26 protein-coding genes are annotated in these 23,728 nt (G+C 64.4%); 18 read left to right on the top strand and 8 right to left on the bottom strand.

Annotated features, from left to right (window positions below; all coding sequences use genetic code 11):
• The first annotated feature begins 62 nt into the window (after positions 1-62).
• Genes P9A16_RS10435 through P9A16_RS10425 form a run of 3 tightly spaced genes read left to right on the top strand, consistent with a single transcriptional unit; the run spans position 63 to position 2,335 of the window.
• Positions 63-923, top strand: coding sequence for a 23S rRNA (adenine(2030)-N(6))-methyltransferase RlmJ (locus P9A16_RS10435; protein WP_023512793.1), 861 nt, complete (start codon positions 63-65; stop codon positions 921-923).
• Positions 920-1,729 carry a ribonuclease T2 family protein gene (locus tag P9A16_RS10430; RefSeq protein ID WP_371687642.1) on the top strand — a complete coding sequence of 270 codons (810 nt, stop codon included), beginning with the start codon at positions 920-922 and terminating at the stop codon, positions 1,727-1,729. The genes P9A16_RS10435 and P9A16_RS10430 overlap by 4 nt, the downstream gene beginning before the upstream one ends.
• A gap of 12 nt (positions 1,730-1,741) precedes the next feature.
• Positions 1,742-2,335 (top strand): glutathione S-transferase, encoded by a 594-nt coding sequence (locus tag P9A16_RS10425; protein WP_197032903.1) that lies wholly within the window; start codon positions 1,742-1,744, stop codon positions 2,333-2,335.
• Between the two features lie 226 nt (positions 2,336-2,561).
• Here the strand turns inward: P9A16_RS10425 and P9A16_RS10420 are convergent, their stop codons facing one another.
• On the bottom strand, positions 2,562-3,203 hold the full coding sequence (locus tag P9A16_RS10420; protein ID WP_024271289.1) for an outer membrane protein: 642 nt from the start codon (positions 3,201-3,203) through the stop codon (positions 2,562-2,564).
• Positions 3,204-3,560: 357 nt separating this feature from the next.
• Between P9A16_RS10420 and P9A16_RS10415 the strand changes: the two genes are divergently transcribed.
• The 6 genes from P9A16_RS10415 to P9A16_RS10390 all read left to right on the top strand — a co-directional run bounded on the left by P9A16_RS10415 (position 3,561) and on the right by P9A16_RS10390 (position 8,369).
• Positions 3,561-4,325 (top strand): SDR family oxidoreductase, encoded by a 765-nt coding sequence (locus P9A16_RS10415; RefSeq protein ID WP_024271290.1) that lies wholly within the window; start codon positions 3,561-3,563, stop codon positions 4,323-4,325.
• A complete protein-coding gene (uvrC, locus tag P9A16_RS10410) occupies positions 4,322-6,373 on the top strand; it encodes an excinuclease ABC subunit UvrC (RefSeq protein WP_023515488.1) in 2,052 nt (683 codons plus the stop codon). The genes P9A16_RS10415 and uvrC overlap by 4 nt, the downstream gene beginning before the upstream one ends.
• 64 nt (positions 6,374-6,437) lie before the next feature.
• Entirely contained in the window at positions 6,438-6,905 is a 468-nt protein-coding gene (locus P9A16_RS10405) for a hypothetical protein (protein ID WP_023515487.1), read from the top strand.
• Positions 6,906-7,060: 155 nt separating this feature from the next.
• Positions 7,061-7,645: a CDP-diacylglycerol--glycerol-3-phosphate 3-phosphatidyltransferase gene (gene pgsA / locus P9A16_RS10400; RefSeq protein ID WP_023515486.1), complete on the top strand. Its 585-nt coding sequence runs from the start codon at positions 7,061-7,063 to the stop codon at positions 7,643-7,645.
• 1 nt (position 7,646) lies between these two features.
• The gene (gene moaD / locus P9A16_RS10395; protein ID WP_023515485.1) at positions 7,647-7,901 is read left to right on the top strand and encodes a molybdopterin converting factor subunit 1; all 255 of its coding nucleotides are present in this window, start codon (positions 7,647-7,649) and stop codon (positions 7,899-7,901) included.
• Between the two features lie 3 nt (positions 7,902-7,904).
• Positions 7,905-8,369: a molybdenum cofactor biosynthesis protein MoaE gene (locus tag P9A16_RS10390; RefSeq protein ID WP_023515484.1), complete on the top strand. Its 465-nt coding sequence runs from the start codon at positions 7,905-7,907 to the stop codon at positions 8,367-8,369.
• 6 nt (positions 8,370-8,375) lie between these two features.
• On the opposite strand, the gene P9A16_RS10385 is transcribed toward P9A16_RS10390, so the two are convergent.
• Positions 8,376-9,272 carry a branched-chain amino acid ABC transporter permease gene (locus tag P9A16_RS10385; protein WP_023515483.1) on the bottom strand — a complete coding sequence of 299 codons (897 nt, stop codon included), beginning with the start codon at positions 9,270-9,272 and terminating at the stop codon, positions 8,376-8,378.
• Between the two features lie 116 nt (positions 9,273-9,388).
• Between P9A16_RS10385 and P9A16_RS10380 the strand changes: the two genes are divergently transcribed.
• The 3 genes from P9A16_RS10380 to P9A16_RS10370 are packed head-to-tail and all read left to right on the top strand — an operon-like array spanning position 9,389 to position 11,915.
• Positions 9,389-9,943, top strand: coding sequence for a CGNR zinc finger domain-containing protein (locus tag P9A16_RS10380; RefSeq protein WP_023515482.1), 555 nt, complete (start codon positions 9,389-9,391; stop codon positions 9,941-9,943).
• Positions 9,940-10,446: a hypothetical protein gene (locus P9A16_RS10375; protein WP_023515481.1), complete on the top strand. Its 507-nt coding sequence runs from the start codon at positions 9,940-9,942 to the stop codon at positions 10,444-10,446. Before P9A16_RS10380 ends, P9A16_RS10375 begins: the two co-directional genes overlap by 4 nt.
• A gap of 59 nt (positions 10,447-10,505) precedes the next feature.
• Positions 10,506-11,915, top strand: coding sequence for a hypothetical protein (locus tag P9A16_RS10370; RefSeq protein ID WP_023515480.1), 1,410 nt, complete (start codon positions 10,506-10,508; stop codon positions 11,913-11,915).
• Positions 11,916-11,985: 70 nt separating this feature from the next.
• Here the strand turns inward: P9A16_RS10370 and ndk are convergent, their stop codons facing one another.
• On the bottom strand, positions 11,986-12,408 hold the full coding sequence (gene ndk / locus P9A16_RS10365) for a nucleoside-diphosphate kinase (RefSeq protein ID WP_050742909.1): 423 nt from the start codon (positions 12,406-12,408) through the stop codon (positions 11,986-11,988).
• A 105-nt stretch (positions 12,409-12,513) separates the two neighbouring features.
• The gene (locus P9A16_RS10360) at positions 12,514-13,203 is read right to left on the bottom strand and encodes a glutathione S-transferase family protein (protein WP_023515478.1); all 690 of its coding nucleotides are present in this window, start codon (positions 13,201-13,203) and stop codon (positions 12,514-12,516) included.
• 134 nt (positions 13,204-13,337) lie between these two features.
• Here P9A16_RS10360 and P9A16_RS10355 point away from each other — a divergent pair, with 134 nt between their 5' ends.
• The 5 genes from P9A16_RS10355 to P9A16_RS10335 all read left to right on the top strand — a co-directional run bounded on the left by P9A16_RS10355 (position 13,338) and on the right by P9A16_RS10335 (position 18,510).
• Positions 13,338-13,847 carry a DinB family protein gene (locus tag P9A16_RS10355; RefSeq protein WP_023515477.1) on the top strand — a complete coding sequence of 170 codons (510 nt, stop codon included), beginning with the start codon at positions 13,338-13,340 and terminating at the stop codon, positions 13,845-13,847.
• A 198-nt stretch (positions 13,848-14,045) separates the two neighbouring features.
• Entirely contained in the window at positions 14,046-14,330 is a 285-nt protein-coding gene (locus tag P9A16_RS10350) for a hypothetical protein (protein ID WP_023515476.1), read from the top strand.
• A 193-nt stretch (positions 14,331-14,523) separates the two neighbouring features.
• Positions 14,524-15,603, top strand: a complete 1,080-nt coding sequence (locus tag P9A16_RS10345) for a GGDEF domain-containing protein (protein ID WP_023516345.1) — start codon at positions 14,524-14,526, stop codon at positions 15,601-15,603.
• A gap of 106 nt (positions 15,604-15,709) precedes the next feature.
• Positions 15,710-17,596 (top strand): ABC-F family ATP-binding cassette domain-containing protein, encoded by a 1,887-nt coding sequence (locus P9A16_RS10340; protein ID WP_278025656.1) that lies wholly within the window; start codon positions 15,710-15,712, stop codon positions 17,594-17,596.
• A gap of 86 nt (positions 17,597-17,682) precedes the next feature.
• Complete coding sequence (locus tag P9A16_RS10335) at positions 17,683-18,510, top strand: polysaccharide deacetylase family protein (protein ID WP_023516343.1); 828 nt, start codon at positions 17,683-17,685, stop codon at positions 18,508-18,510.
• A 6-nt stretch (positions 18,511-18,516) separates the two neighbouring features.
• Here P9A16_RS10335 and P9A16_RS10330 read toward each other — a convergent pair whose 3' ends face one another.
• Positions 18,517-19,359: a GNAT family N-acetyltransferase gene (locus P9A16_RS10330; protein WP_023516342.1), complete on the bottom strand. Its 843-nt coding sequence runs from the start codon at positions 19,357-19,359 to the stop codon at positions 18,517-18,519.
• A 249-nt stretch (positions 19,360-19,608) separates the two neighbouring features.
• Here P9A16_RS10330 and P9A16_RS10325 point away from each other — a divergent pair, with 249 nt between their 5' ends.
• Positions 19,609-20,715, top strand: coding sequence for a TRAP transporter substrate-binding protein (locus P9A16_RS10325; protein ID WP_023516232.1), 1,107 nt, complete (start codon positions 19,609-19,611; stop codon positions 20,713-20,715).
• A gap of 81 nt (positions 20,716-20,796) precedes the next feature.
• Here P9A16_RS10325 and P9A16_RS10320 read toward each other — a convergent pair whose 3' ends face one another.
• The 3 genes from P9A16_RS10320 to P9A16_RS10310 all read right to left on the bottom strand — a co-directional run bounded on the left by P9A16_RS10320 (position 20,797) and on the right by P9A16_RS10310 (position 23,643).
• Entirely contained in the window at positions 20,797-21,171 is a 375-nt protein-coding gene (locus P9A16_RS10320) for a VOC family protein (RefSeq protein WP_023516231.1), read from the bottom strand.
• Between the two features lie 106 nt (positions 21,172-21,277).
• Positions 21,278-23,071 (bottom strand): TRAP transporter large permease, encoded by a 1,794-nt coding sequence (locus P9A16_RS10315; RefSeq protein ID WP_023516230.1) that lies wholly within the window; start codon positions 23,069-23,071, stop codon positions 21,278-21,280.
• Entirely contained in the window at positions 23,068-23,643 is a 576-nt protein-coding gene (locus P9A16_RS10310) for a TRAP transporter small permease subunit (protein WP_024271291.1), read from the bottom strand. Before P9A16_RS10310 ends, P9A16_RS10315 begins: the two co-directional genes overlap by 4 nt.
• Positions 23,644-23,728: the final 85 nt, after the last annotated feature.

Raw genomic sequence — 23,728 nt, 5'->3', positions numbered from 1 at the left:
CCATTGCAACAATTCATCGTCGCATCAGCGCGGATGATCGTGGGCGTCGCACGGGGCCTCAAATGAACTACCGCCACATCTATCACGCCGGCAATTTCGCGGATGTGCTCAAACACGCCGTGCTCGCTCGCCTCGTCCTCTACATGCAGGGCAAGGACAAGGCGTTCCGCGTGCTCGACACCCATGCCGGCATCGGCCTCTACGATCTTTCGAGCGGGGAAGCGCAGAAGACAGGCGAATGGCGCGATGGCATCGGCCGGCTACTCGACGGCGACCTGCCGGCGGCGGTTGCGGAAATTCTCGCGCCCTACCTGAAGGCTGTTCACGAGTTGAATCCGCAAGGCGGGCTAACCTATTATCCAGGCTCGCCAAAACTGGCGCGCCTGCTCTTCCGCCCGCAGGACCGGCTCTCCGCCATGGAACTGCATCCGGACGACTACGAGACGCTGCATCGCCTGTTCGATGGCGACTTCCAGAGCCGCATCACCCGGCTCGACGGCTGGCTGTCGCTCGGCGCGCACCTGCCGCCGAAGGAAAAGCGCGGCATCGTGCTGGTCGATCCGCCCTTCGAGATCGAGGGCGAGTACGAGCGGCTGGTCGACGGGCTGCAAAAGGCCGTGCGCCGCTTTCCCGGCGGGGTCTATTGCCTGTGGTATCCTCTGAAAAAGAACGCTCCCATCGCCGCCTTCCACAAGGCGCTGAAGGAGACAGGCATCCCCAAGATGCTCTGCGCGGAGCTTTCGGTGAAGAGCGACCGCGAGACGACGGGACTGACGGGCTCCGGCCTCATCGTCGTCAATCCACCCTATACGCTGAAGCAGGAACTCGACGTTCTGCTGCCCTTCCTCAAGGAACGGCTGGCGCAGGACCGCTTCGCCTCGGCCCGCGCCTTCTGGATCGCCGGGGAGACGAAGGCCTCTTGACCTTTGCCGTCCGGCGGCAACAATCGCGCGCCGAACCGGGAGACCTCAATGACGCCTTTGCCTGCCGCCGCCGAACGATGAGCCGCCCGCCTTCCTTCCCCCTCGCCCGCCCCCTGTGTCTGCTCCTCGCCGGGCTGGCCGCGCTTGCCGGCTGCAGCGAGGACAAGCCGGCCGAAAAACAGAAGACCGAGGCGAGCCGCAAGGCACCGGAAACGCGCGCGGCCGTGCCGCTCGGCACGGGCTTCGATTTCTACGTGCTGTCGCTCTCCTGGTCACCGACCTGGTGCGCGGACAACGATGCAGGCGGCCGGACGCAACAGTGCCGGCGCGGCGAGAACAACGGCTTCATCGTGCACGGGCTCTGGCCGCAGAACGACCGCGGCTACCCGGAATTCTGCCCGACGCGCCAGCCGGACCGCGTGCCGGAGAAGCTCGGCCGCACCGTGCTCGACATCATTCCCTCCATGGGGCTGGTCGGCCACCAGTGGCGCAAGCACGGCTCCTGCTCTGGCCTCAGCCAGAAGGACTATTTTGCCGTGACCCGCGCGGCCTTCGAGCGCATCGACATTCCCGCCGACCTCGCGCCACAGCGCGGCGGTGCCCGGTTTTCCCCCGATGCGGCGGAGGCCGCCTTCATCGCGGCCAATCCCGGGCTTGATCGCAAGGGCATCGCCGTGACCTGCGAGGACGGGCGGCTGGAGGAGATCCGCATCTGCATGACGACGGACCTTTCCTTCCGCACCTGCCCTGCCGTCGACCGCGCGGGCTGCCGCGCCAAATCCATCGAACAACCGCCCATTCGCTAGAACAGGATGCCGCTGATGAAGATCTTCTATTCGAGTGCCTCGCCCTATTCCACCAAGGTGCGCATGGCCGCGCATTTCGCAGGCCTTGCCGCGCAGTCGGTCGCAGCCGACACCAATGCCGACCCGGCGGAGCTGCTGGCCGCCAATCCCCTCGGGAAGATCCCGACGCTCGTGACCGACGAGGGCCTTGCTGTCTATGACAGCCGTGCGATCATGAACTACATCGACCGCCAGACGAAGGGTACGCTCTACCCCCGCAATGCGGCAAAACGCACGGAAGTGGATATACTGGAGGCGACGGCCGACGGTATCTGCGACAGCCTGCTCGCCATCGTCTACGAGCGCCGCTCGCGACCGGAAGAGAAGGTCCACCAGCCCTGGATCGACCGGCAGTGGCAGAAGGTGGAGCGTGCGCTCGACCATCTCGAAGAGAACATGCCGCGCCTCGGCAAGAAGCCGAATGCCGGCCATTTCGCGCTCGCCGCCATGCTGCGCTACATCGAGCTGCGCTTTGCCGGCAAATGGCAGCGTGGCCGGCCGAAGCTGAAGCGCTTCCTCTCCCGCTTCGAGGCGGTTTTCCCTGACTATGCGCAGTTCAAAGACTGACGGCTCGATTGCAAGGCCCCTCATCCGGCCTGCCGGCCACCTTCTCCCCGTAAACGGGGCGAAGGGGATATACCGCGCCGATTTCCCCAGGCAATGACCATTTGCAGGGCACATCCCCTCTCCCCGCTTGCGGGGAGAGGGTTAGGGTGAGGGGCAATCCCATCCCTCCAAAACAGAAAAGGCCGGGCTTTCGCCCGGCCTTTTCGTCTTGCTGGAGCCGTGAGGCTTAGAACTTCACGCCGAGACCGACGCGAACGCTGTGGTCTTCGAAGCCCGACTTGACCTTGTCGCCGCCGAGGTTGAAGCTCTTCTTCTGGTAGTCGCTGTAGCGGTACTCGATACGCGCCGTGACGTTGTTGGTCACGAAGGCTTCGGCACCGGCACCGGCGGTCCAGCCGACCATGTTGCGGTCGTCCTTGCCGTTGGCGTTCTTCATCTCGACGTTGGTACCGGCGATACCGGCCGTGCCGTAGACGAGGACCGGGTTCAGGTCGATACCGACGCGGCCGCGGATCGAGCCGTTGACGCCCTGCTTGCCCTTGAGGCCGTTGCGCTCGGCATCGACGCCCGAGTAGTTCAGGTCAGTTTCACCGCCGTAAACGAGCTGGCCGCTCTGCATGTTGTAGCCGCCGTAGACGCCGCCGCCGAGGCCGTTCGCCTTGGCGTCGCCCTGACGGTTGAAGTCACCGCGCTGCCAGCTTGCCGTACCACCGGCATAAGCGCCAGCCCAGTTGCCGCTGGCAACCGGCTCGGAATATTCGGCGGCCGGAGCCTGCGGAATTTCGTCGATGGCGTCAGCAGCGTGAGCAGCCTGGAAAGCGACCATGGAAACGGTCGAAGCGATGAGGGTGGCGATAAGTGTACGCATGATATTCTCCTTTACTAAACGACGCCCTCTCTGGGAGGCGATCGGGCATCGTCATTTCCAATTCAGTCCCGCCCGGTTGAGCGGAAATTGAATAAAGATTGAGGAATTGAAAGAGCCAAAATGTGAAATGATTGTGGCAACGGCGCGGCACAAATGGGATGTGACTTTTGCGCACCAGGGTATTTGTTAACCACGATTTCAGTAAGCGGAAAAATCAATAAAATATACTTCAAATTACTTTGAAGTCGCTTTTGCAGTTAATTTTTCTGCAACCAATTGTCAGGGGGAGTTTAAGCCTGCGCTGGGATGTCTATATCTTGGGCCGGTTAATCAAATGAATCGGCAGGATGGATTTTCGTGAACAAGCCCCTCAGGACAGCCCTCGTGACGGGCGGCGCGAAACGCATCGGCAAGGCCATCGTGGAAGACCTCATCGCGAACGGTTTCGCCGTCGCCATCCATGCCAACACATCTCTGGAAGACGCCGAGGCGATGGCCCGTGCCGTCAATGCCGGCAGTGGAAGGGCCGTCGCCGTGCAATGCGACCTCGCGGACGGGGCGGCGACCGGGCGACTGATCGGCACTGCGGCAGCGGCGCTCGGCCCCATCGACCTCCTTGTCAACAACGCCTCCCTCTTCAAGCCCGACACGGTCGAGGCGTTCGACGATCCCTTGTGGGACCGGCATTTCGCCGTGCATGTGAAGGCGCCGTCGATCCTTGCTCGCGACTTCGTTCGCCAGCTTCCCGAGGGCACAGCGGGGTCGATCGTCAACATCATCGACCAGCGCGTCTGGAACCCGACGCCGCGCTACTATTCCTATACGCTCTCCAAATCGGCGCTGTGGATGGCGACCCGCACCATGGCGCAGGGTTTTGCGCCGCGGGTGCGCGTCAATGCCATCGGCCCCGGCCCGTCGCTGCCGAACGAGCGGCAGGACGACGCCGCCTTCCAGGCGCAGGTGGAGGGCCTGCTCCTGCGCCGCGGCCCCGGCCTTGACGAATTTGGCCGCACGGTTCGCTTTTTGTTCGACACGCCGTCCATTACGGGGCAAATGATAGCGCTCGACGGCGGGCAGCATCTCGCCTGGGAAACACCCGATGTCGGGGGAATAACCGAATGAATGGCCGGAAGGTGGAGGATGGCGGCATCCTCTATGACGAGAACGAGACGGACGACGAGGACGAGCTGCAGGAATCCCCCGCGGCGACCGGCGCCGTCACGCCCGGCATCGCCACTCCCGGAATCGATTGGAACGAAGGCGGTGATACGCCCGAGGGCATCATCGGCGCCGAGCTGATCCAGCACTTCGTCAAGCGCCTGCCGAACAGCCCCGGCGTCTATCGCATGTTCAACACGGCCGGCGACGTGCTCTATGTCGGCAAGGCGCGCAGCCTGAAGAAGCGCGTGACGAACTATGCGCAGGGCCGCGGCCATTCCAACCGCATCACCCAGATGATCCGCCAGACGGCGAACATGGAGTTCGTCACCACGCGCACCGAAACCGAGGCGCTGCTGCTGGAGGCGAACCTCATCAAGCGCCTGCGCCCGCGCTTCAACGTGCTCCTGCGTGACGACAAGTCCTTCCCCTACATTCTCGTGACGGGCGATACGCGTGCGCCGGCAATCTTCAAACATCGCGGTGCGCGCAGCCGGAAGGGGGACTATTTCGGCCCCTTCGCTTCCGCCGGCGCGGTGGGGCGCACGATCAACTCGCTGCAACGCGCCTTCCTCCTGCGCACCTGCACGGACAGTGTCTTCGAGACGCGCACGCGGCCCTGCCTGCTCTACCAGATCAAGCGCTGTTCCGGCCCCTGTACCCATGAGGTCCGCGATGCCGACTATGCGGAGCTGGTGCAGGAGGCGAAGGACTTTCTTTCCGGCAAGAGCCAGAAGGTGAAGGCGCACATGGCCGAGGCCATGAATGCCGCTGCCGAAGACCTCGATTTCGAGCGCGCCGCCGTCTATCGCGACAGGCTGGCGGCGCTGAGCCACGTCCAGAGCCACCAGGGCATCAACCCGGCCGGCGTCGAGGAAGCCGATATCTTCGCCATCCACCACGAGGGCGGCGTCTCCTGCATCCAGGTGTTCTTCTTCCGCACCGGGCAGAACTGGGGCAACCGCGCCTATTTCCCGAAGGCCGACCCGCAGCTTTCAGGCGCCGAAGTGCTGAACGCGTTTCTCGCCCAGTTCTACGACGACAAACCCTGTCCCCGGCAGATTCTTCTCTCCGAATCCGTCGAGGAAATGGACCTGCTCAGCCAGGCTCTTTCCGAACGCTCGAACTACAAGGTCGCCATCTCCGTGCCGCAGCGCGGCGAGAAGAAGGACCTCGTCGACCATGTCGTCGCCAATGCCCGCGAGGCCCATGGCCGCAAGCTGGCGGAGACGGCCTCGCAGTCCCGCCTGCTCGATGGCTTCGCCGCAACGTTTAAGCTTTCCTCCGTACCGCGCCGCATCGAGATCTACGACAACTCGCACATCATGGGCACCAATGCCGTCGGCGGCATGGTGGTGGCGGGGCCGGAAGGCTTCGTGAAGGGGCAGTACCGCAAGTTCAACATCAAATCGACCGACATCACGCCCGGCGACGATTTCGGCATGATGAAGGAAGTGATGACCCGGCGCTTCTCCCGCCTCATCAAGGAAGAAGGACTGCCGGACCGCACCGCCGACCAGAGTGCGGACGCGGCGGACCTGCCCTTCCCCGCCTGGCCCGACGTCATTCTCATCGACGGCGGCCAGGGCCAGATGACGGCGGTGCGCGCCATCCTCGAAGACCTTGGCATCACCGACCAGGTCGTCGCCATCGGCGTCGCCAAGGGCGCCGACCGCGAGGCCGGGCGCGAACGCTTCTTCATGAAGGGCCTTGCCGACTTCTCCCTGCCGCCGCGCGATCCCGTGCTCTATTTCGTGCAGCGCCTGCGCGACGAGGCGCACCGCTTCGCCATCGGCTCGCACCGGGCACGGCGCAAGAAGGAAATGGTGAAGAACCCGCTCGACGAGATCGGCGGCATCGGCCCGACGCGCAAGCGTGCCCTGCTCCAGCATTTCGGCACCGCCAAGGCCGTTTCCCGCGCGGCGATGGCCGACCTCATGGCGGTCGCCGGCATTTCCGAAAGCGTCGCCCGTATCGTCTACAACCATTTCCACGACGACGCCGCGGGATAGCTGGCCCGCCCTGCCGGTGGGTGCTAGGGTGCCTCCACGGCATTCCTTCACCCGGAGCGACATCATGACCGCCTTCCGCCGGATAACGCCCTTCGGCCTCTGTCTTCTCGCGACAGCCGCCGCCGCGCAGACGCAGGTCGGCGATGCGCAGATGCTGGGTGTCAGCGGAACCTGTAGCGAACTCATCGTCGGCGACCTGGAATTCAGCAAGGCCTGTTCGCAAAAGCTGCTCAACGTTACCTATCCGGACGGCCGCGTCGGCTTCTATTTCGTTCTCGACGACAGCCGCATCATTACCTTCACCGGCATGGACGGCGACAATCCGACACCGGAGACGGACGTGGTCAAGCTCGACAAGGTGATCGTCAGCCGCAAGGACACGCCGGACCAGCCGGACGTCTTTTCGGCGACGGGCACCTGCGGTTTCGGCAACCCGATGAAGGGACCGGCGACGATTGCCTGCGAGGGCACGCTACCGGATGGCAAGCGCTTTTCCGCCGCCTTCACGACGGACGGAAAACCTCCGACGTGAACCCGCCAGAACAGGAGAATCCGCAGCGTTTTGCGACAATGGCTGCGACATTCGTCCACGCTCCGTAAAATCGCCAAGAATTGCCGGAAACAAAGGTTGACGGCGATGTCACAAAGACCTCATCTAGCCGCAAACCTGTCGAGACTGAAGAATCCATGGCTTCCCGCGCATACAGCATACCGAACCTCCTCACCTACGCCCGCATCGTGGCCGTGCCCCTGATCGTTCTCTGCTTCTTCGTCGAAGGGCGGCTGGAATCGTCGGACTTTGCACGCTGGGCGGCCTTCTGGCTGTTCGTCGTCGCCTCGATCACCGACTATCTTGACGGCTACCTCGCCCGCATCTGGAACCAGACGTCGAACATCGGCCGCATGCTGGACCCGATCGCAGACAAGCTGCTGGTCGCCTCGGTGCTGCTGCTGATGGCCGCCGACGGCACCATCGCCGGCTGGACGATCTGGGCCGCGATCATCATCCTATGCCGCGAGATCCTCGTCTCGGGCCTGCGCGAATATCTCGCCGACCTCAAGGTCAGCGTACCCGTCACGCGCATCGCCAAGTGGAAGACGGCGATCCAGATGTTCGCCATCGCCTTCCTTCTGGCAGGCCCCGCCGGCGACAAGATCCTGCCATACACGACGGAGATCGGCATCACCCTGCTCTGGGCCGCCGCCCTCATCACCATGTATACCGGCTACGACTATTTCCGCGTCGGCCTGAAGCACATCGTGGACGAGTGAGATGACGAAGCTCGTCTACTTCGCCTGGGTGCGCGAACGGATCGGCAAGGGTGAGGAAGAGATCGACCTGCCCGCCTCCGTCAGGACCGGCGGCGACCTGCTCGCCTATCTGAAGACGCTCGGCGAGGATTATGCCCACGCGCTGGAGCATGAGACGGTTATCCGAATCGCGATCAACCAGGAGCATGTCGAGCATGACGAGCCCATTCTCGGCGCCCGCGAGATCGCCCTCTTCCCGCCGATGACAGGAGGCTGAGCGGTGGCCGGCGTCCCGGTCACCGTGCGCGTCCAGCCGGCGGATTTCGACGCCGCCGCGGAAGCTGCGCGCATGACTGCCGGCCGGCGCGATACCGGTGCCATCGTCACCTTCACCGGCCTCTGTCGCGACGAGGGCGGCAGACTGTCCGCCCTTGAGCTCGAACATTATCCCGGCATGGCCGAAGCCGAAATCGGCCGCATCTGCCGCGAGGCCGTCGAGCGCTTCGCGCTTCTCGGCATCACCACCATCCACCGCGTCGGCAAGATTGCACCGGGCGAGAACATCGTGCTCGTCATCGCGCTCGCCCCGCACCGGCATGCCGCCTTCAACGGCGCCTCCTTCGTCATGGACTATCTGAAGACCTCCGCACCCTTCTGGAAGAAGGAGCACTTTGCCGACGGCCGCGAGGGCGGCTGGGTGGATGCCAAGGAAAGCGACGACCGGGCGCGGGACAAGTGGTCGTAACGTCCCTCACGGCAACGGCCGCTCGCGCCTGAAGATCACCAGCAGCAGCACCAGCGCGGAAAAGATCACCAGATCCCGCCACAGGAAATCGCCATAGGCGCTCCAGAGCGTTTCGGCGAGGCCCATGGCCGCACCGCCGAGGGCGGAGAGCAGCGGCGTACCCGCCCCGCCGATGGCGGCGATGAACAGCACCTTCACCCCAAAGACGAGGCCGCCGCCGAAATCCATGTTGCCGTAATAGGAGACGGCAAGGATGCCGGTGAGGCTGGCGATCAGCGCCGCCAGCGCATAGGCCGAAAGGTAGACGCCCGCAGCATCGACGCCGCAGAGCTCCGCCGCCCGCCGATCCTGCGAAACAGCCCGCCAGCGCCGGCCCCAGGCGGACCACGCGAGGAAGACGTGGCCGGCAAGAACGATAGCGGCCATGGCAAGGGTGTTGGCCATTTGCAGCACCGTCAGCGCGACGGGAAAGGCCGGATCACTCCACAGGACGACCGGCGTGTTGAGAAAGGGCGGCAGCCAGAGGCTGCGCGTGTCCGAGGCGAGCCGCGCCGTCTCCATCAGCACCAGAACGATGCCGAGCGCGGCGACCACCACCGTGTTGTCCGAGGAGAAGGCGAGCGGGCGCATGACATGGCGCCCGATGACGAGGCCTGCTCCGACACCGTAAAGCAGCGCGACGACCGCACCGAAACCGAGCGCTGCCGGCAACACCAGCCAGAGCCGATCCCAGCCGTACCCGGAAAACAGGATGAACATCTGCGCGGCGAAGGCGAAGAGCGCGCCATAGCCGATATCCGCCCGGCGCGTTACGGCAAAGGCGATCGAATAGCCGAAGGCGAGCGCCGCATAGAGCGCGGCCACGGGCGCGGCATTGGCGATCTGCTGGAGGAAATAGGCCATGGCGGTTCCAGGTTTCCCGCATTGTCACGCACGCCGCCCGGAAGGGCGCTCCCCGTCCTCCTGGATCCATACGGAATTATAACTGGCAAAAATACTTTTACCAGTTAGAATATCGCATGACCTTTTCCTGGACCCCGCATCGTTTCTCCGGCGGCGCACTCGCCCTCGATGTCGCCAATTCGGTCGTGCTGCGCGGTGATCCCGAGCGGCGGATCGACCGTTTCGCAGATCCTGTCGTCATGGACGCCTTCCCCGCCGGAGCAGGCCGGCACGGGGCGGAACGCGTGCTTTTCGGCCCGCTCGAACCGGTGCGCGAGGATGCACGCGCGGGACTGTTAGAGCTGCGCGAGGCGATCGACCGGCATTTTCGTGCCGAAGTGCTGGACCAGGGAACGCCGGCGCTGCTTGCCGGTCTCCTGGAGGCCATCGCCGCCACGCTGCGTCGCTCGGGGACAAGGCCGCAGGCGCTCGATACCGCGACGGCGCGCTCCGCCCTGCTCCTGCTCGCGCAGCCCGAGCCGGAGCGCCTGAAAATCTGCCCGAACTGCCATTGGCTCTTCCTCGATCGCAGCCGCAACCGTTCGCGCGCCTGGTGCGACATGGCGGTCTGCGGCAACCGGGCAAAGGCCAGCCGCCACTATCACCGCAACCGCGAGGAGAAAGGGCCATGAGAACGTCCTGGCTGATCCTTCTGCCGCTCCTGCTTTCGCTTGCCGCCTGCCAGCGCGAGACGGGACCGGATCCGCTCAAGCTGACGGGCAAGATGTTCGTCTTCAACTACCGCCTCGCCTACGCCACCTACATGGTGACGCTCGACCGGACAGAACCGGTGCCGGAAGGCTCCGTGGTCCGGGCCGAGTTCGAAAACCCGGCGGGCGGCGCGCCGCTGACGCTGGAGCGCAAGCTGTTTGCCAACCTCACCCGCGTCGCGCTGGAGAGTCCGGACATCTCCTGCGTGAAGAAGGGCGTTCCCTACAAGGTGACCATCCGGGTCGTCGGGCCAGACGGCGCGGTGCTGCAAAGCCTGGAAACCCAGGTTACGTCCAATGTCGACCAGAGCATCCTGCCGGCAAAGGCGCTGGTCGTCGGCCCCGGCTACGACAAGAACCCGGAGGTGTTCAAGGACGGCAAGGCGCCGGCGCATTTCGAAATGGCGACCTGCCCCACCGACTGACGAATATTCGCCAGGGTTCGTGCGTTCCCTCCAAAGCTGCTTCCCGGAGGATCGGACCGATGCGATTCCTGCCTGCCCTGGTTCTCGGCCTGTCCGTTTTCTCTCCTGCGGCCTATGCCGAGGAAGCCGCGACCTGTCCAGCAAAGCCCGTCATCCTTGCATTTTCTGATACGGTGCTGGCCGACCGGGAAAAACTGCCGCGATTGAAAGCGCGCGGTTTCGGGGCGGAAGCCGCCTATCTGAAAATCCGCTACGGCCGCCTTTCCATGGACGAGGCGACCAAGCTCGCCCACGGACTGCGCGATGCCGGCGTGCGCGAAGCCATCGATCTTGCAGGCGCCATCGATGGAGCGCGAGACGGGTTCGACGCGCTGGGCAACGCCGATCCGGTTCAACTGAACGGGCTGATCTCCACCGTGCGGGCAATCCTGGTGCATGGCGATGGCGACAAATTGCTGGCCGCCATCGCCAGCCTACCGCCGGAACGGCAGATCCCGATAAGCGGGCGGATCGTGCCCGCCATTGCAGACCGGCCCGACGAGGAGAAGGCCAAGCTCGCCGCATCGGCAGGCCGCCACAAGCTGTTCTTCCTTCAGGCGGGGCTCGTCGCGAGCCAGCGCGACCCGAATGCCTGGCCGGTCTTCGTTGCCGGCTTTCCCGAGGCAGCGATGCTCGCGGACCTGACGCGCATGTGGAGCTGGGCGCCGGCGCTGGTCGGCAACCCGGCCTTGCCGCGAATCCCGGTGCCTGATGCCGCAATGCAGGCGACGCAGAAAAGCCTGCATGCCATCTGGATTATGGCCGCGAAGGAGCCGGAGCGCGATTTCCTGATGACCTATCTGAACCAGACCGGCGATGTCGCCTCCGCGGAAAAGGCGGCGACGGCGGTTCTGGCCGAGATCACGGCCGGGCGGATCAAGCCGGAAGGCCTTCTGGATCCTGCATGGCTGCTGGCCTATCGGACCCTTCGCGCTGCCGTGCCCGATCCCGCCGTGGTCGATACGACGCTCGAAAGCATGCCTATCAATACGCGCCGCGTCGTTCCCCCGACCAGCAATGTCTCGATACGGGACCTCATCGACCGGATCGTGGCCATCGACGCGCTTGCTCCCTACCTCACCGGCAAGTCCGATGTCCTCCCGGAGGCGCCGACGGATGTCAGCCTGAAATTCCAGGCGGAATGGCCGTTGTGGGCGGAGCTTTCAAAATCCCTGACATCCGTACCGCTGACGCCGCTTGCAAAAGACCCTGTAAAGGCGCCGATCGTCGCAGAGCTGCTGTTTGCCGCCGGCGATCATGCCCGTCTTGCCGATTTCGTCCTTGCCGTCGAGCCAGCCGAAACGAAGCTTGCCATCGCCACCGATTTTGCAATGCGCCTCGATCGCGGCTGCCAGAGCTACATGCACCACCCGGCCGAAGCACTGCTCCTGGCCGGCCAGCCGCTCTTCAAGTTCGACCCGGCACAATAAAAACCGGGGCCTTTCGGCCCCGGTTTTCAAGTTCCGTCAAAGGTTTCCGGCCGGAGCCGGAGAAACCGATTCAGCCGACGATTTCGGTGTCGGAGAACCAGTACTTGATTTCCTGGGCAGCGGTTTCCGGAGCATCCGAACCGTGAACCGAGTTTTCGCCGATCGACAGGGCGTGCGTCTTGCGGATCGTGCCTTCGTCGGCATTGGCCGGGTTGGTGGCGCCCATGACTTCGCGGTTCTTCAGGATGGCGTTTTCGCCTTCCAGAACCTGGACGATCGTCGGGCCGGAGGTCATGCCTTCAACGAGCTCGCCGAAGAACGGACGCTCCTTGTGAACGGCGTAGAAGCCTTCGGCTTCGCGCTTGCTCATCCAGACGCGCTTGGAAGCAACGACGCGCAGGCCCGCGTCTTCGAGCATCTTGGTGATCGCGCCGGTCAGGTTGCGCTTCGTCGCGTCCGGCTTGATCATCGAAAAGGTGCGTTCAATCGCCATTTTCCCGTTTCCCTTGGTTTTCCGGTGAAAGTGGCCGGTTCCATAGCCGCCAACGACCGGCAAAACAAGAGGGGCGCCGCGATTGGCGCCGCCAGCGGCAAAGTTTCACGCCGCCGTCACACGGTGGCCGACGCCGCCATGCAGATCAAGGCAGCGGGCAAACCAGTCGGCAACGGGATCGCCCTCCTCCAGCACCTTCGTGCCCGCCGTCGTGCGTAGCCATTGCAGCGCGCCGAAGACGATATAATCAGGAAAGAGCGGGCCTTCGCCGCCGATGAAGGGCTGGATCTTTAGCATGTTGCGCAGCGGCTGCAGTTTTCGGGAAAAGCCCTCGACCTCCGCCTTGCCGGCCGCCGCGATCTCCTCAAGCGAGGCGCCGAGGCGTTCCTCGCGGCTGCGGCGGAAATAGGTCTGGTCGGCCGGCTCCAGGAGATTGTGGATGTCAAGGATGGCGATGCGGGTGACGGCCATGTGCAGGATCGATTGCGACCAGCTCTCGATGAAGCGGGCCATCGCCTTTCCGCCCTCCCCGCCGAACAGCGACGGACGGTCGGGATAGGCTTCGTCGAGATAGAGCGCGATGTCGAAACTGTCGCGCACCAGCCGGTCACCGTCGCGCAGGAGCGGCACCGTCGCCGTGCTGCCGCCCTCGATGGCCGGGATCTCGGTAAAGCCGACCGGCACCGTCTCATAGGCAAGGCCCTTGTGGGCGAGCGACATCACCGTCTTCCAGACATGGGGCGAAAACTGGCGGGTCCGGTCGGCACCGGAAAGCGCATAGAGCAGTCGGGTCATCAAAGCCTCTTCGTTCGGTTTCCCGCCATAGGACCGCAGGATGACGCCTTACGCAAATCACATAATTTCATGGGTGGCATTCACGCGGCCCATCCGCGCTTCGGTTATAGTTCGGTCAGATCATGGAGACTGCAATGCTCGACCACTACCGCATGTTCGCCGCCTACAATGCCTGGGCCAACCGTACGCTCTACACCGAAGTCGGCAAGCTCGACGACGACGCGTTTCGTCGGGATACCGGCACTTTCTTCGGCTCGCTGCACCGCACGCTGAACCATTTGCTCACGGCCGACCGCATCTGGATGAAACGCTTCACCGGCATAGGCGATGCCCCGACGCGCCTCGATACGATCCTCCACGAGGATTTTTCCGGCCTCTGGGCGGCGCGACAGGCGGAGGACGCCCGGCTGGTCGCCTATGCCGATTCGCTTTCGGAAGAGACGATCGCCGCCGATTTCACCTATAGCCCGCTCACCAATCCGACGGTCATCACCCATCCGCTTCGCCCCGCCCTCACCCACATGTTCAACCACCAGACCCACCACCGTGGCCAGTGCCACGGCATGCTGACAGCGGTCGGCGGGCCGAGCATTACGCTCGATCTCATCTACTTCGCGCGCACCGAAGGAAAGGAATTCCTATAAATTTTAGGGCGAGTGACCCTTCCTGTTCCTGCAATAGTGGTGATACACTTGGGGTGTATGGGAGCGCTCGGCATCGATTAAGGGGGCTGCTTCGTCCTGTCACCTAAGTGACAGGCACGGGCGATCGGTAATGGGATAGTCGCTGCCATTGAGGCTGATGCGGGACGGCACAGGCCTCTCCTGAAAGAGGGAAGAAAAATGGCAAGAACGACCGAAGAGTGGGCAGCCCTGCTCGGCAGTACGCTTTGCAAGATGGCACGGGTTTACGGCACGGACGCCCCGAATGCCTATCTGCCGGAGGAGTGCTATCCGGTGATCGAGAAGACCCTTGACGTGGCGCTGCAGGAAGCGCGCGCGGAGGGATATGCGGCGGCGATGCGCGAACTCCAGCAAAATCGCGCGCCCCGCACCAAGGAACCGGCCCGCTCGACCGTGATCGGACAGGTGATGCGGGTGATCCCGCTTACCCGCCGAACGGCATGAGGTTCTGAACCATACCCTCGTGCGGCGGCGTCCACAGGATGCCGCCGCACACCGCCCCTTCCGTCTTGCGCATTATCAACTTTGGCCTGAATCTTTTTTCAGCACACGCAAAATTAACCGCGCAATCCGATAGTTACGCCGATCGATCCCTTCCCGCGCCGGCGCCCGCCCGCGCAGCACCCGACGGCGTTTCATGAGCAGCAAAGACAGCACCACCCCGAACACGCAGCCCGCCGTTCCGCCGATCACGGCGCGCATCGCACATGTGATGGCCAATCTCGGCATCGCCGGCCTGCCGCGGAACTATGAGCTGCTGTTCGAGGCGCTGAACGGCAATGCGAGCGTGGCGCGCGAGATCGCGGCGCTCGGCAAGGCACCGGAACAGGCGGCGCTCGATTCGATCGCGCTGCGCCACTCCCTGCCCAGCCACAACGTGCTCGCCGCTGGCCAGGCGGCAGGCGAGGCCGTGCGGGTGCTCACCGAAATCTCGGCGGCGGCGGAAGCCAGCCGGCGCAACCGCGCGGTCGCCCTGCAGGAGCTGGAGGAAATCGCCGCCCGCATGCGCAAGGACCCGGTGCTCGGCATTTCCGATTTCTCCAGCGATACGGTCCGGCTCCTGTCGATCCTGCGCGACATCCTCGGCGCCGATCGTTCGGCTACCGCGCGCATAGAGGACCTGCAGGCCCATCTCGACGGACTACGCTCGGGTCTTTCCGTCAGCCGCGAGGCGCTGACCCACGATCCCGTGACCGGCCTTGGCAATCATGCCGCCCTGCTCGGCCGGCTGAAGGTCTTCTACCAGACCGAGGCGGCGAGCGGGACCGCCGGCCTGCTGATGTTCCGCGTCGAGCAGCTCAAGGAATTTGCCGAGACCCATCCCGCGGGCGCTGCGGAAAAGACGCTGAAGCGGCTTGCCGCCATCTTCCGCCGCTCGGTCAAGAAGGGTGATTTCGTCGCGCGCACCGGGCCGGATGTCTTCTGCCTGCTGCTGCCGGATGTCAGCCGCGAGATCGCCGTGACGATCGCCCGGCGCATTGCCGTGCGCGTCGCGGAAAAGCCCTTCCCCTTCATGGACCGCGAACTGCCCGCCGGCTTCCTGACGCTGACGGCCGGCGTCTCGATGAGCGATGCGGCTGCGACGCCAGCCGTGTTCTACGATCAGGCGGAGCAGGCACTCGCTTATGCGGGCGACGCCGGCATTGCGCTGAGAATCTACTCGGCGGAGGTCTCCGACCGGGCCGGCCGGGGCTATCGCGGCGGCGCGGCCGCCTGATACCGAAGGCACGCGAGCATCGTTCCCCAACAGCCTGTCCCTTTTGGTGCAATTCCGGGCACAAAACCGCTTCGCACTTTTGCGGAAATTGCTCTATAGACCCGGCATGATCACGATTTCCGGCCTCACCGCCCGCGTTGCCGGGCGTCTCCTCATCGACAACGCCTCCCTTTCGCTGCCGAGCGGGGTGAAGGTGGGTCTTGTCGGCCGCAACGGCACCGGCAAGTCGACGCTGTTCCGCGTCATCACCGGCCAGCTCGCCTCCGAGGCCGGCAGCATTTCGCTGCCGAAGAACGCGCGCATCGGCCAGGTGGCCCAGGAGGCGCCGGGCACGGACGATTCGCTGATCGAAATCGTGCTCGCCGCCGACAAGGAGCGCGCGAGCCTCCTGAAGGAAGCGGAAACCGCGACCGACCCGCACCGCATCGCCGAAATCCAGACGCGCCTCGGCGATATCGGCGCCCATTCGGCGGAAGCGCGCGCAGCGAGCATCCTCGCAGGCCTCGGCTTCGACCATGAGGCGCAGCAGCGCCCGGCAAAGAGCTTTTCCGGCGGCTGGCGCATGCGCGTGGCGCTGGCGGCTGTGCTGTTCTCCGAGCCGGACCTCCTGCTGCTCGACGAACCGACCAACTATCTCGACCTCGAAGGCACGCTCTGGCTGGAGGACTATGTGCGGCGTTACCCGCACACGGTCATCATCATCAGCCACGACCGGGACCTGCTCAACACCGCCGTCAACGCCATCGTGCATCTCGACCAGCAGAAGCTGACCTTCTACCGCGGCTCCTACGACCAGTTCGAGCGCCAGAAGGCCGAGGCCGACGAACTGCAGATGAAGGCCAAGACCAAGAACGAGGCCGCGCGCAAACACCTGCAGAGTTTCATCGACCGCTTCAAGGCCAAGGCGACCAAGGCCAAGCAGGCGCAGAGCCGCGTCAAGGCGCTGGAGCGCATGGGCACGGTCGCCGCCGTCGTCGAGACGCATGTACAGCCGATCACCTTCCCCGAGCCGGAGAAACAGCCGGCCTCGCCGATCGTCGCAATCGAGGGCGGCACGGTCGGTTATGTGCCGGGCAAGCCGATCCTCAAGCAGATCAACCTTCGCATCGACAACGACGATCGCATCGCCCTGCTCGGCTCGAACGGCAACGGCAAGTCGACCTTCGCCAAGTTCATTTCCGGCCGGCTGGAGGCCGAATCGGGCGCGGTGAAGCGCGCGCCGGGCCTGAAGATCGGCTTCTTCGCGCAGCACCAGCTCGACGACCTCATTCCGGACCAGTCGCCGGTCGAACATGTGCGCCGGCTGATGCCGGAGGCACCGGAAGCGAAGGTGCGCGCCCGCGTTGCCCAGATGGGGCTTGCGACGGAAAAGATGTCGACCGCCGCCAAGGATCTCTCGGGCGGCGAGAAGGCGCGCCTTCTGATGGGGCTTGCGGCCTTCGACGCGCCGAACCTGCTCATCCTCGACGAGCCGACCAACCATCTCGACATCGACAGCCGTCGCGCGCTGATCGAGGCGCTGAACGGCTATGAGGGCGCCGTCATCCTCATCTCGCATGACCGGCATCTCATCGAGGCGACCGTCGACCGGCTCTGGCTGGTCAACAACGGCACGGTAAAAACCTTCGACGGCGACATGGAGGAATATCGCAGCCTCATCGTCCAGTCCGGCAAGAGGGACGACAAGGACAAGTCCACCCCGAACGGCGGCGAGACCAGCAAGGCGGATCTGCGCAAGGCGAATGCGGACCGGCGCGCGCAGTTCGCCCCGCTGAAGAAAAAGATCAATGAAATCGAATCGCTGACGGCAAAGCTGCAGAAGCAGATTCAGCTTCTTGACGTGGAGCTTGCAGATCCCGCGCTCTACGAGAAGAGCCCGGCCAAGGCCGCGGAGAAGGCCAAGCTGCGCTCGATGGCAGCCGACAAGCTCAACGATGCCGAGGAACAGTGGCTGGAACTTTCGGCGGAATATGAGGAGGCGATGGCCGGGTAACGCGTCTTCCTTCCGGCCGCGCAACGCTTCATTAACCATGATTTGACAAAAGTTCTCGCAAGATCATTGCCTTGCGAGTGCTCCCGATGCGTTGCCGCCTGCTTCTTGCCGCCCTGGCGGCCCTCTCCGTTCTTGCCGGCTGCAACACGGCCAAGCCGCGCTCGTCCACCCAGACCGCCTTTGCCGAGGCCGAGACGGCGAAGAAGCTCGACGCGGATGATCCCGTGCCGATGTCGCCGGCTCGCTGGGCCGGGCGAACAGGCCTTGCCGGTCGCACGCTCGCTGTCGCCTCGCTCGGCGACCTGAAGCTGAAGCACAAGGAGGTCGTGCTGACCTTCGACGACGGCCCCGTGCCCGGCCGCACCGAAGCGATCCTCGACACGCTCGACAGCTACGGTGTGAAGGCGACCTTCCTGATGGTCGGCCAGATGGCCGACGCCTATCCGGCAATCGCCCGCAAGGTTGTGGCGCGCGGCCATACCGTCGGCAGCCATACCTATCGCCATGCCAATCTGCGCTATCTCGCCTTCGAGGCGGCCATGGCGGAAATCCGCAAGGGCGAGAAGGCCGTGGAACGCGCCACCGCGCGCCAGCCGGATTTCTTCCGCTTCCCCTATCTCGCGGATACGTCCGCGCTGCGCAGCGCCGTATCCCGTCGCGGCACCATCATCATGGACATGGATGTCGATTCGAAGGACTACTTCAAGGTGACGCCCGCCTCCGTCGCCAGCCGCACCATGCAGGGCCTGCGCAAGCGCGGCCGCGGTATCATCCTGATGCACGACATCCACAAGCGGACCGCTGCCGTGCTGCCCTCGCTGCTCGCGCAGCTGAAGGCGGAAGGCTATTCGGTGGTGACGCTGCGCCACAGGGGCGGCACGGAACCGCAACTGCTCGCCCTGGCAGACCGGTAAGGCCGCTCAGCCGAGCTCGAAGCTCGTGATCCCGTAGATGTGTCCGAGCGGCAGGTCCGGCGCCGCGCCCCGGTACATGCGCGCGGTCTCGAAGACCGGCGAAAGACCATGGCGCACGCAAAGCGCCTTGGCCTCGGCATTGGGCGCGGGGATGTCGAGAAAAATCTCCCCGCCGCCGACGCTTGCGACCAGCGCCCGGAAGATCACCTCGGCGCCAACATCGGTGTCGGAGAACAGCGGGCCGATCTTGAAGCCCTCCCGGCTGGCGCGGATCGTGCCGTAGCCGGAAATGCCAGTGCCGTGCAGCAGCGCCACGCTCTGGCGCGTCTCCTGCTCCTTCAGCCATTCGCGCAGGAATGCCTCGCGGCGCGCCGGAGTAAAGCGCGCATCGTAGTCGACGATCAGCGGCATATGGACGGGCGAGACCGGCGTCAGCCGCGAATCCGTCGGCATGGCGCTCTCCACCCGGCCCCCGTGGCGGATATTGGCGTGGGCGTAGGCAAAGCCGGAGCGGCGGTAGTTCTCCTGCTGGGTGACGACCCCATCGAGGCCGACCAGGCGGCCGCCGGCCAGATCCATCGCCGCATTCCAGAGGCGCAGGCCGACGCCCTGCCCGCGCACCTGCGGATCCACGATGTAAAAGCCGAGAAAGGCATAGTCCGCACCGTAGCGCACGAGCGAGATCGTACCCACGACGCACTTGTCCGCTTCGGCGACGAGATAGCCTTCGGGGTCCGCCGCCCAGAACGGCGCTGCGTCGCCAAGGCCCGGGTTCCACCCTTCTGCGGCAGCCCGCTCCAGGATGTCGACCAGCTCGTCGCGATAGGCCCTGCGAATCTCGATATCCATGCCGTGCCTTCCATCCCATACTCCGCGCTCAATCTTTCAACCGCGCGAGAGGCTGTCAACCTAGCGGAAAACAGCCGGAAAAGCTCAAAAAACAGGCAGATAGCGGAGAATCACCGTCTAAGACGAAAGTTGTAGAAGAGGCTTTCACCTTCTTCCCCACCTCGGCTTGAAACCCCCTTGCCGACATGGTTAGGTTTCCGACGATGACAAAGGGCGGAAAAACCACCGCTCGCCATTGGGAGGAAAACTATGGATCGTCGTTCATTCATGAAGAAGGCCGGTGTTGCCGGCGTGGGCGGTGCGGCCGCCACCGTGCTTGCGGCCCCGGCCATCGCGCAGAGCAATCCCAAGATCAACTGGCGCCTCGCCTCCTCGTTCCCCAAATCGCTCGACACGATCTATGGCGGCGCCGAAGTGCTGTCGAAATACGTCTCCGAAGCGACGGACGGCAACTTCCAGATCCAGGTTTTCGCCGCCGGTGAAATCGTGCCCGGCCTGCAGGCCGCCGATGCTGCGTCCGCCGGCACCGTCGAGGCCGCACACACCGTTTCCTACTATTACTGGGGCAAGGACCCGGTCTGGGCGCTTGGCGCGGCCGTGCCCTTCGCGCTCAACGCCCGCGGCATGAACGCCTGGCAGTACCACGGCGGCGGTATCGACCTCTTCAACGAATTCCTCGCCACCCAGGGCCTCGTCGGCTTCCCCGGCGGCAATACCGGCGTGCAGATGGGCGGCTGGTTCCGCAAGGAAATCAAGACTGTCGCCGACATGCAGGGCCTGAAGATGCGCATCGGCGGTTTTGCCGGCAAGGTCGTCGAGAAGCTCGGCGTCGTGCCGCAGCAGATCGCTGGCGGCGACATCTATCCCTCGCTCGAAAAGGGCACGATCGACGCCGCAGAATGGGTCGGCCCCTATGACGACGAGAAGCTCGGCTTCTACAAGGTCGCGCCCTACTACTACTATCCCGGCTGGTGGGAAGGTGGCCCGACGGTGCATGCCATGTTCAACAAGGCGGCCTTCGACGGCCTGCCGAAGGCCTACCAGTCGCTGCTGCGCACGGCCTGCCAGGCGACTGACGCGAACATGCTGCAGAAATACGACTACCTGAACCCCTCGGCCATCAAGCGCCTCGTCGCCGCCGGCGCGAAGCTCAGCCCGTTCAGCCAGGAAATCCTCTCGGCCTGCTTCGACGCCGCCAACGAGGTCTATGCCGAGATGGAAGCCTCGAACCCGACCTTCAAGAAGATCTGGGAATCGATCAAGGCCTTCCGCGGCGAGTACTACCTCAACGCCCAGATCGCCGAATACAACTACGACACCTTCATGATGATCCAGCAGCGCAGCAACAAGCTGTAAGCCTGCCGGAATAGGGATGCAGAAACCCCGGAGCAGCGATGCTCCGGGGTTTTTCTTTGCCACAAGACCATGGCCATAACCTCACAGGGCCTGGGGCTCGCCGATCTCGACCGCATGCCCGTCGGGGTCGTAGAAGCGGAAGACGCGCTGTCCCCAGGCCTGCCGCTCGACCGGATGGATCAGGTCCACATGCGGCGCGATGACGTCGAAGGCCGCGTCGACATCCTCGTGTTCGAAGTAGAGCAGCAGGTTCCGTCGCCCGTAGGGCTCGTCTCCCGGCAAGGCCTCCTGCCAGATCGTCTCTTCCAATGCCGGCCCCTCATGGAGGGAAAACCCCGTCTCGAAGAGCACGAAGCTTCCGAAATCCTCCCGCACCACGAGCCCGAGTTTGTCCCGGTAGAACGCCTTCGAACGCGCGATATCGCGGACGAAGAGGATGGGGTTCACAAAGCGCATCGACACTCCTCCCGTGGCATCCGCGGTAGCAGAATGCGGAAAAGAAAAACCGCCTGCAACCCGTCGGCTGCAGGCGGTTCCCATGTCCGTCTCCCGGTCGTTCCCGTCAGTTGAAGGACGGCGGGCTCGACAGGTCCGTGGCGGGCTTCTGCTCTCCGCCCTGCTCGGCCGGCTTCTGTTCGCCGCCTTCCAGCGGATTGCCGGCGGGAAGCTGCAGGCCGCCCGGCAGGCCGAGGCCGCCGCCATTGTCGGGCAGTGTCAGGCCGGGCAGGCCGCCGTCGCTGCCACCGAAACCGGGCACCTCGATCTTGATGGTCGCCGGATCGACGCCGCTGCCCTCGCCCTTGTAGTGCATGACCATGCCCGGGAAGAGGATGGTGAGCGCCACCATGAGGATCTGGATACCGACGAAGGGCACGGCGCCCCAGTAGATCTGCCCCGTCGTCACCGGCTGGGTCACCTTGCCGGTCACCTTGTCGAGATAGGGCACCTTGGCCGCGACCGAGCGCAGGTAGAACAGCGCAAAGCCGAAGGGCGGATGCATGAAGCTCGTCTGCATGTTGATGCCGAGCAGCACGCCGAACCAGATGAGGTCGATGCCGAGCTTGTCGGCGGCCGGCGCGAGCAGCGGCACGATGATGAAGGCGAGCTCGAAGAAATCGAGGAAGAACGCCAGGAAGAAGACCAGCACGTTCACCGCGATCAGGAAGCCCGTCTCGCCGCCCGGCATCGAGACCAGCAGGTGCTCGACCCACAGGTGCCCGTTCACGCCGTAAAAGGTGAGCGAGAAGACGCGCGCACCGATGAGGATGAACAAGACGAAGGCCGAAAGCCGGGTTGTGGCCGTCAGCGCCGAGCGGATGACCTCCAGGGAAAGCCGGCCCTTGGCCGCCGCCATGGCGAGGGCGCCGACAGCGCCCATGGCGCCGCCTTCCGTCGGCGTCGCAATGCCGAGGAAGATCGTGCCGAGCACGAGGAAGATCAACGCCAGCGGCGGGATCAGCACGATGATGACCTGCTGGGCCAGCCGCGACATCATGTTGATGTTGAGCGTCTTGTCCGCCACCGCCACGATGTAGATGAAGATGACGCCGACGGTGCCGCCGAGAATGTCCGCGTTCTCGCCCTGCGTCGGATAGAGATAGATATGCGCCGCATAGGCAAAACCGGCCGCGACGGCGAGCGCGATGGCGAGCGACGTCACGCCCGAACCGAGAGAACGCGCCTCCAGCGGCAGCGCCGGCATCGAGTCCCGCTTCAGGAAGGTCATCAGCAGGATGTAGCCCATATAGAGCCCTGTCAGCACCAGACCCGGAATGAGCGCGCCGGCATACATGTCACCGACCGAGCGGCCGAGCTGGTCGGCGAGCACGATGAGGACGAGCGACGGCGGGATGATCTGCGCCAGCGTGCCGGAGGCCGCGATGACGCCCGAGGCGATGGACCGGTCATAGCCGTAGCGCAGCATGATCGGCAGCGAGATGAGGCCCATCGCGATGACCGAGGCGGCGACGACGCCGGTGGTGGCGGCAAGCAGCGCGCCCACGAAGATGACCGCATAGGCAAGACCGCCGCGGATCGGCCCGAAGAGCTGGCCGATCGTGTCGAGCAGGTCCTCGGCCATGCCGGATTTCTCCAGCACGATCCCCATGAAGGTGAAGAAGGGGATGGCGAGCAACGTGTCGTTCGACATCACCCCCCAGAGCCGCTCCGGCATCGCGTTGAGAAGCGGCCAGGAGAGGTTGATCGTGTCGGAAAACGGCGCGAGTTCCACGCCGATGACGAAGAAGAGCAGGCCGTTCGCCGCGAGCGCGAATGCCACCGGGTAGCCAAGCAGCAGGAACACGATCAGCGACATGAACATGATCGGCGCGAGATTTTCCGCAATGAACTCGATCATGCGCCCTTCTCCCCTGCGACGGGCGTATCGAGCGGCGCGTGCGTCGGCACGTAGGGCGTCGGGTCCTCCATGTCGCCGCGCATGATGGCGATCTTCTTGATGATCTCGGAGACACCCTGGAAGGCCAGCAGCAGGAAGCCGCCGAGGAGAATCGCCTTCGCCGGCCAGACGATGAGGCCGCCGGCGCTGGAAGAGCCCTCGCCAGAGCGATAGGACATCAGCACATAGGGCACGAGGAAATAGACCATCAGCAGCACGAAGGGCATCAGGAAGAGGCAATGGCCGAGCAGGTCGATCCAGTGCTGCACCCGGCGCGAGAACTTGCCGTAAACCACGTCGATGCGGATGTGCTCGTTCTGGGAAAGTGTGTAGGCGGCGGCGAGCATGAAGGCGCCGCCGAACAGATACCATTGCGCCTCGAGCCAGGCGTTGGACGATGTGTTGAAGACCTTTCGAACGATGGCATTTCCGGCACTGACGAGCACGGCGATCAGGATTAGCCAGCCAACGGCCTTCCCGATATTTTCCGTGATCACGTCGATGAGCCGGCTGAAGGCCAGCAGCGCTTTCATGAGAACTCCTCCCCGCTTGGTATGTTATTGCTTTGGTGCCAAGCACAGCCAGAGTGCCGATTTCAAGGCTCGTTTCAAGTCCGCG

Origin of the sequence: Shinella sp. 838 (genome assembly GCF_029623935.1) — a bacterium.
Classification (GTDB): Bacteria; Pseudomonadota; Alphaproteobacteria; order Rhizobiales; family Rhizobiaceae; genus Shinella.
The sequence above is the reverse complement of the archived record's forward strand: the minus strand, read 5'-3'. Positions and strand labels throughout refer to the sequence as shown.

Excerpts from the sequence above, each read along its gene's own strand:
- P9A16_RS10435 (WP_023512793.1), top strand. The coding sequence starts at position 63 with ATGAACTACCGCCACATCTATCACGCCGGCAATTTCGCGGATGTGCTC.
- P9A16_RS10420 (WP_024271289.1), bottom strand. The coding sequence starts at position 3,203 with ATGCGTACACTTATCGCCACCCTCATCGCTTCGACCGTTTCCATGGTC.
- uvrC (WP_023515488.1), top strand. The coding sequence starts at position 4,322 with ATGAATGGCCGGAAGGTGGAGGATGGCGGCATCCTCTATGACGAGAAC.
- P9A16_RS10405 (WP_023515487.1), top strand. The coding sequence starts at position 6,438 with ATGACCGCCTTCCGCCGGATAACGCCCTTCGGCCTCTGTCTTCTCGCG.
- pgsA (WP_023515486.1), top strand. The coding sequence starts at position 7,061 with ATGGCTTCCCGCGCATACAGCATACCGAACCTCCTCACCTACGCCCGC.
- moaD (WP_023515485.1), top strand. The coding sequence starts at position 7,647 with ATGACGAAGCTCGTCTACTTCGCCTGGGTGCGCGAACGGATCGGCAAG.
- P9A16_RS10385 (WP_023515483.1), bottom strand. The coding sequence starts at position 9,272 with ATGGCCTATTTCCTCCAGCAGATCGCCAATGCCGCGCCCGTGGCCGCG.
- P9A16_RS10380 (WP_023515482.1), top strand. The coding sequence starts at position 9,389 with ATGACCTTTTCCTGGACCCCGCATCGTTTCTCCGGCGGCGCACTCGCC.
- P9A16_RS10375 (WP_023515481.1), top strand. The coding sequence starts at position 9,940 with ATGAGAACGTCCTGGCTGATCCTTCTGCCGCTCCTGCTTTCGCTTGCC.
- P9A16_RS10370 (WP_023515480.1), top strand. The coding sequence starts at position 10,506 with ATGCGATTCCTGCCTGCCCTGGTTCTCGGCCTGTCCGTTTTCTCTCCT.
- ndk (WP_050742909.1), bottom strand. The coding sequence starts at position 12,408 with ATGGCGATTGAACGCACCTTTTCGATGATCAAGCCGGACGCGACGAAG.
- P9A16_RS10360 (WP_023515478.1), bottom strand. The coding sequence starts at position 13,203 with ATGACCCGACTGCTCTATGCGCTTTCCGGTGCCGACCGGACCCGCCAG.
- P9A16_RS10355 (WP_023515477.1), top strand. The coding sequence starts at position 13,338 with ATGCTCGACCACTACCGCATGTTCGCCGCCTACAATGCCTGGGCCAAC.
- P9A16_RS10350 (WP_023515476.1), top strand. The coding sequence starts at position 14,046 with ATGGCAAGAACGACCGAAGAGTGGGCAGCCCTGCTCGGCAGTACGCTT.
- P9A16_RS10345 (WP_023516345.1), top strand. The coding sequence starts at position 14,524 with ATGAGCAGCAAAGACAGCACCACCCCGAACACGCAGCCCGCCGTTCCG.
- P9A16_RS10340 (WP_278025656.1), top strand. The coding sequence starts at position 15,710 with ATGATCACGATTTCCGGCCTCACCGCCCGCGTTGCCGGGCGTCTCCTC.
- P9A16_RS10335 (WP_023516343.1), top strand. The coding sequence starts at position 17,683 with ATGCGTTGCCGCCTGCTTCTTGCCGCCCTGGCGGCCCTCTCCGTTCTT.
- P9A16_RS10330 (WP_023516342.1), bottom strand. The coding sequence starts at position 19,359 with ATGGATATCGAGATTCGCAGGGCCTATCGCGACGAGCTGGTCGACATC.
- P9A16_RS10325 (WP_023516232.1), top strand. The coding sequence starts at position 19,609 with ATGGATCGTCGTTCATTCATGAAGAAGGCCGGTGTTGCCGGCGTGGGC.
- P9A16_RS10320 (WP_023516231.1), bottom strand. The coding sequence starts at position 21,171 with ATGCGCTTTGTGAACCCCATCCTCTTCGTCCGCGATATCGCGCGTTCG.
- P9A16_RS10315 (WP_023516230.1), bottom strand. The coding sequence starts at position 23,071 with ATGATCGAGTTCATTGCGGAAAATCTCGCGCCGATCATGTTCATGTCG.
- P9A16_RS10310 (WP_024271291.1), bottom strand. The coding sequence starts at position 23,643 with ATGAAAGCGCTGCTGGCCTTCAGCCGGCTCATCGACGTGATCACGGAA.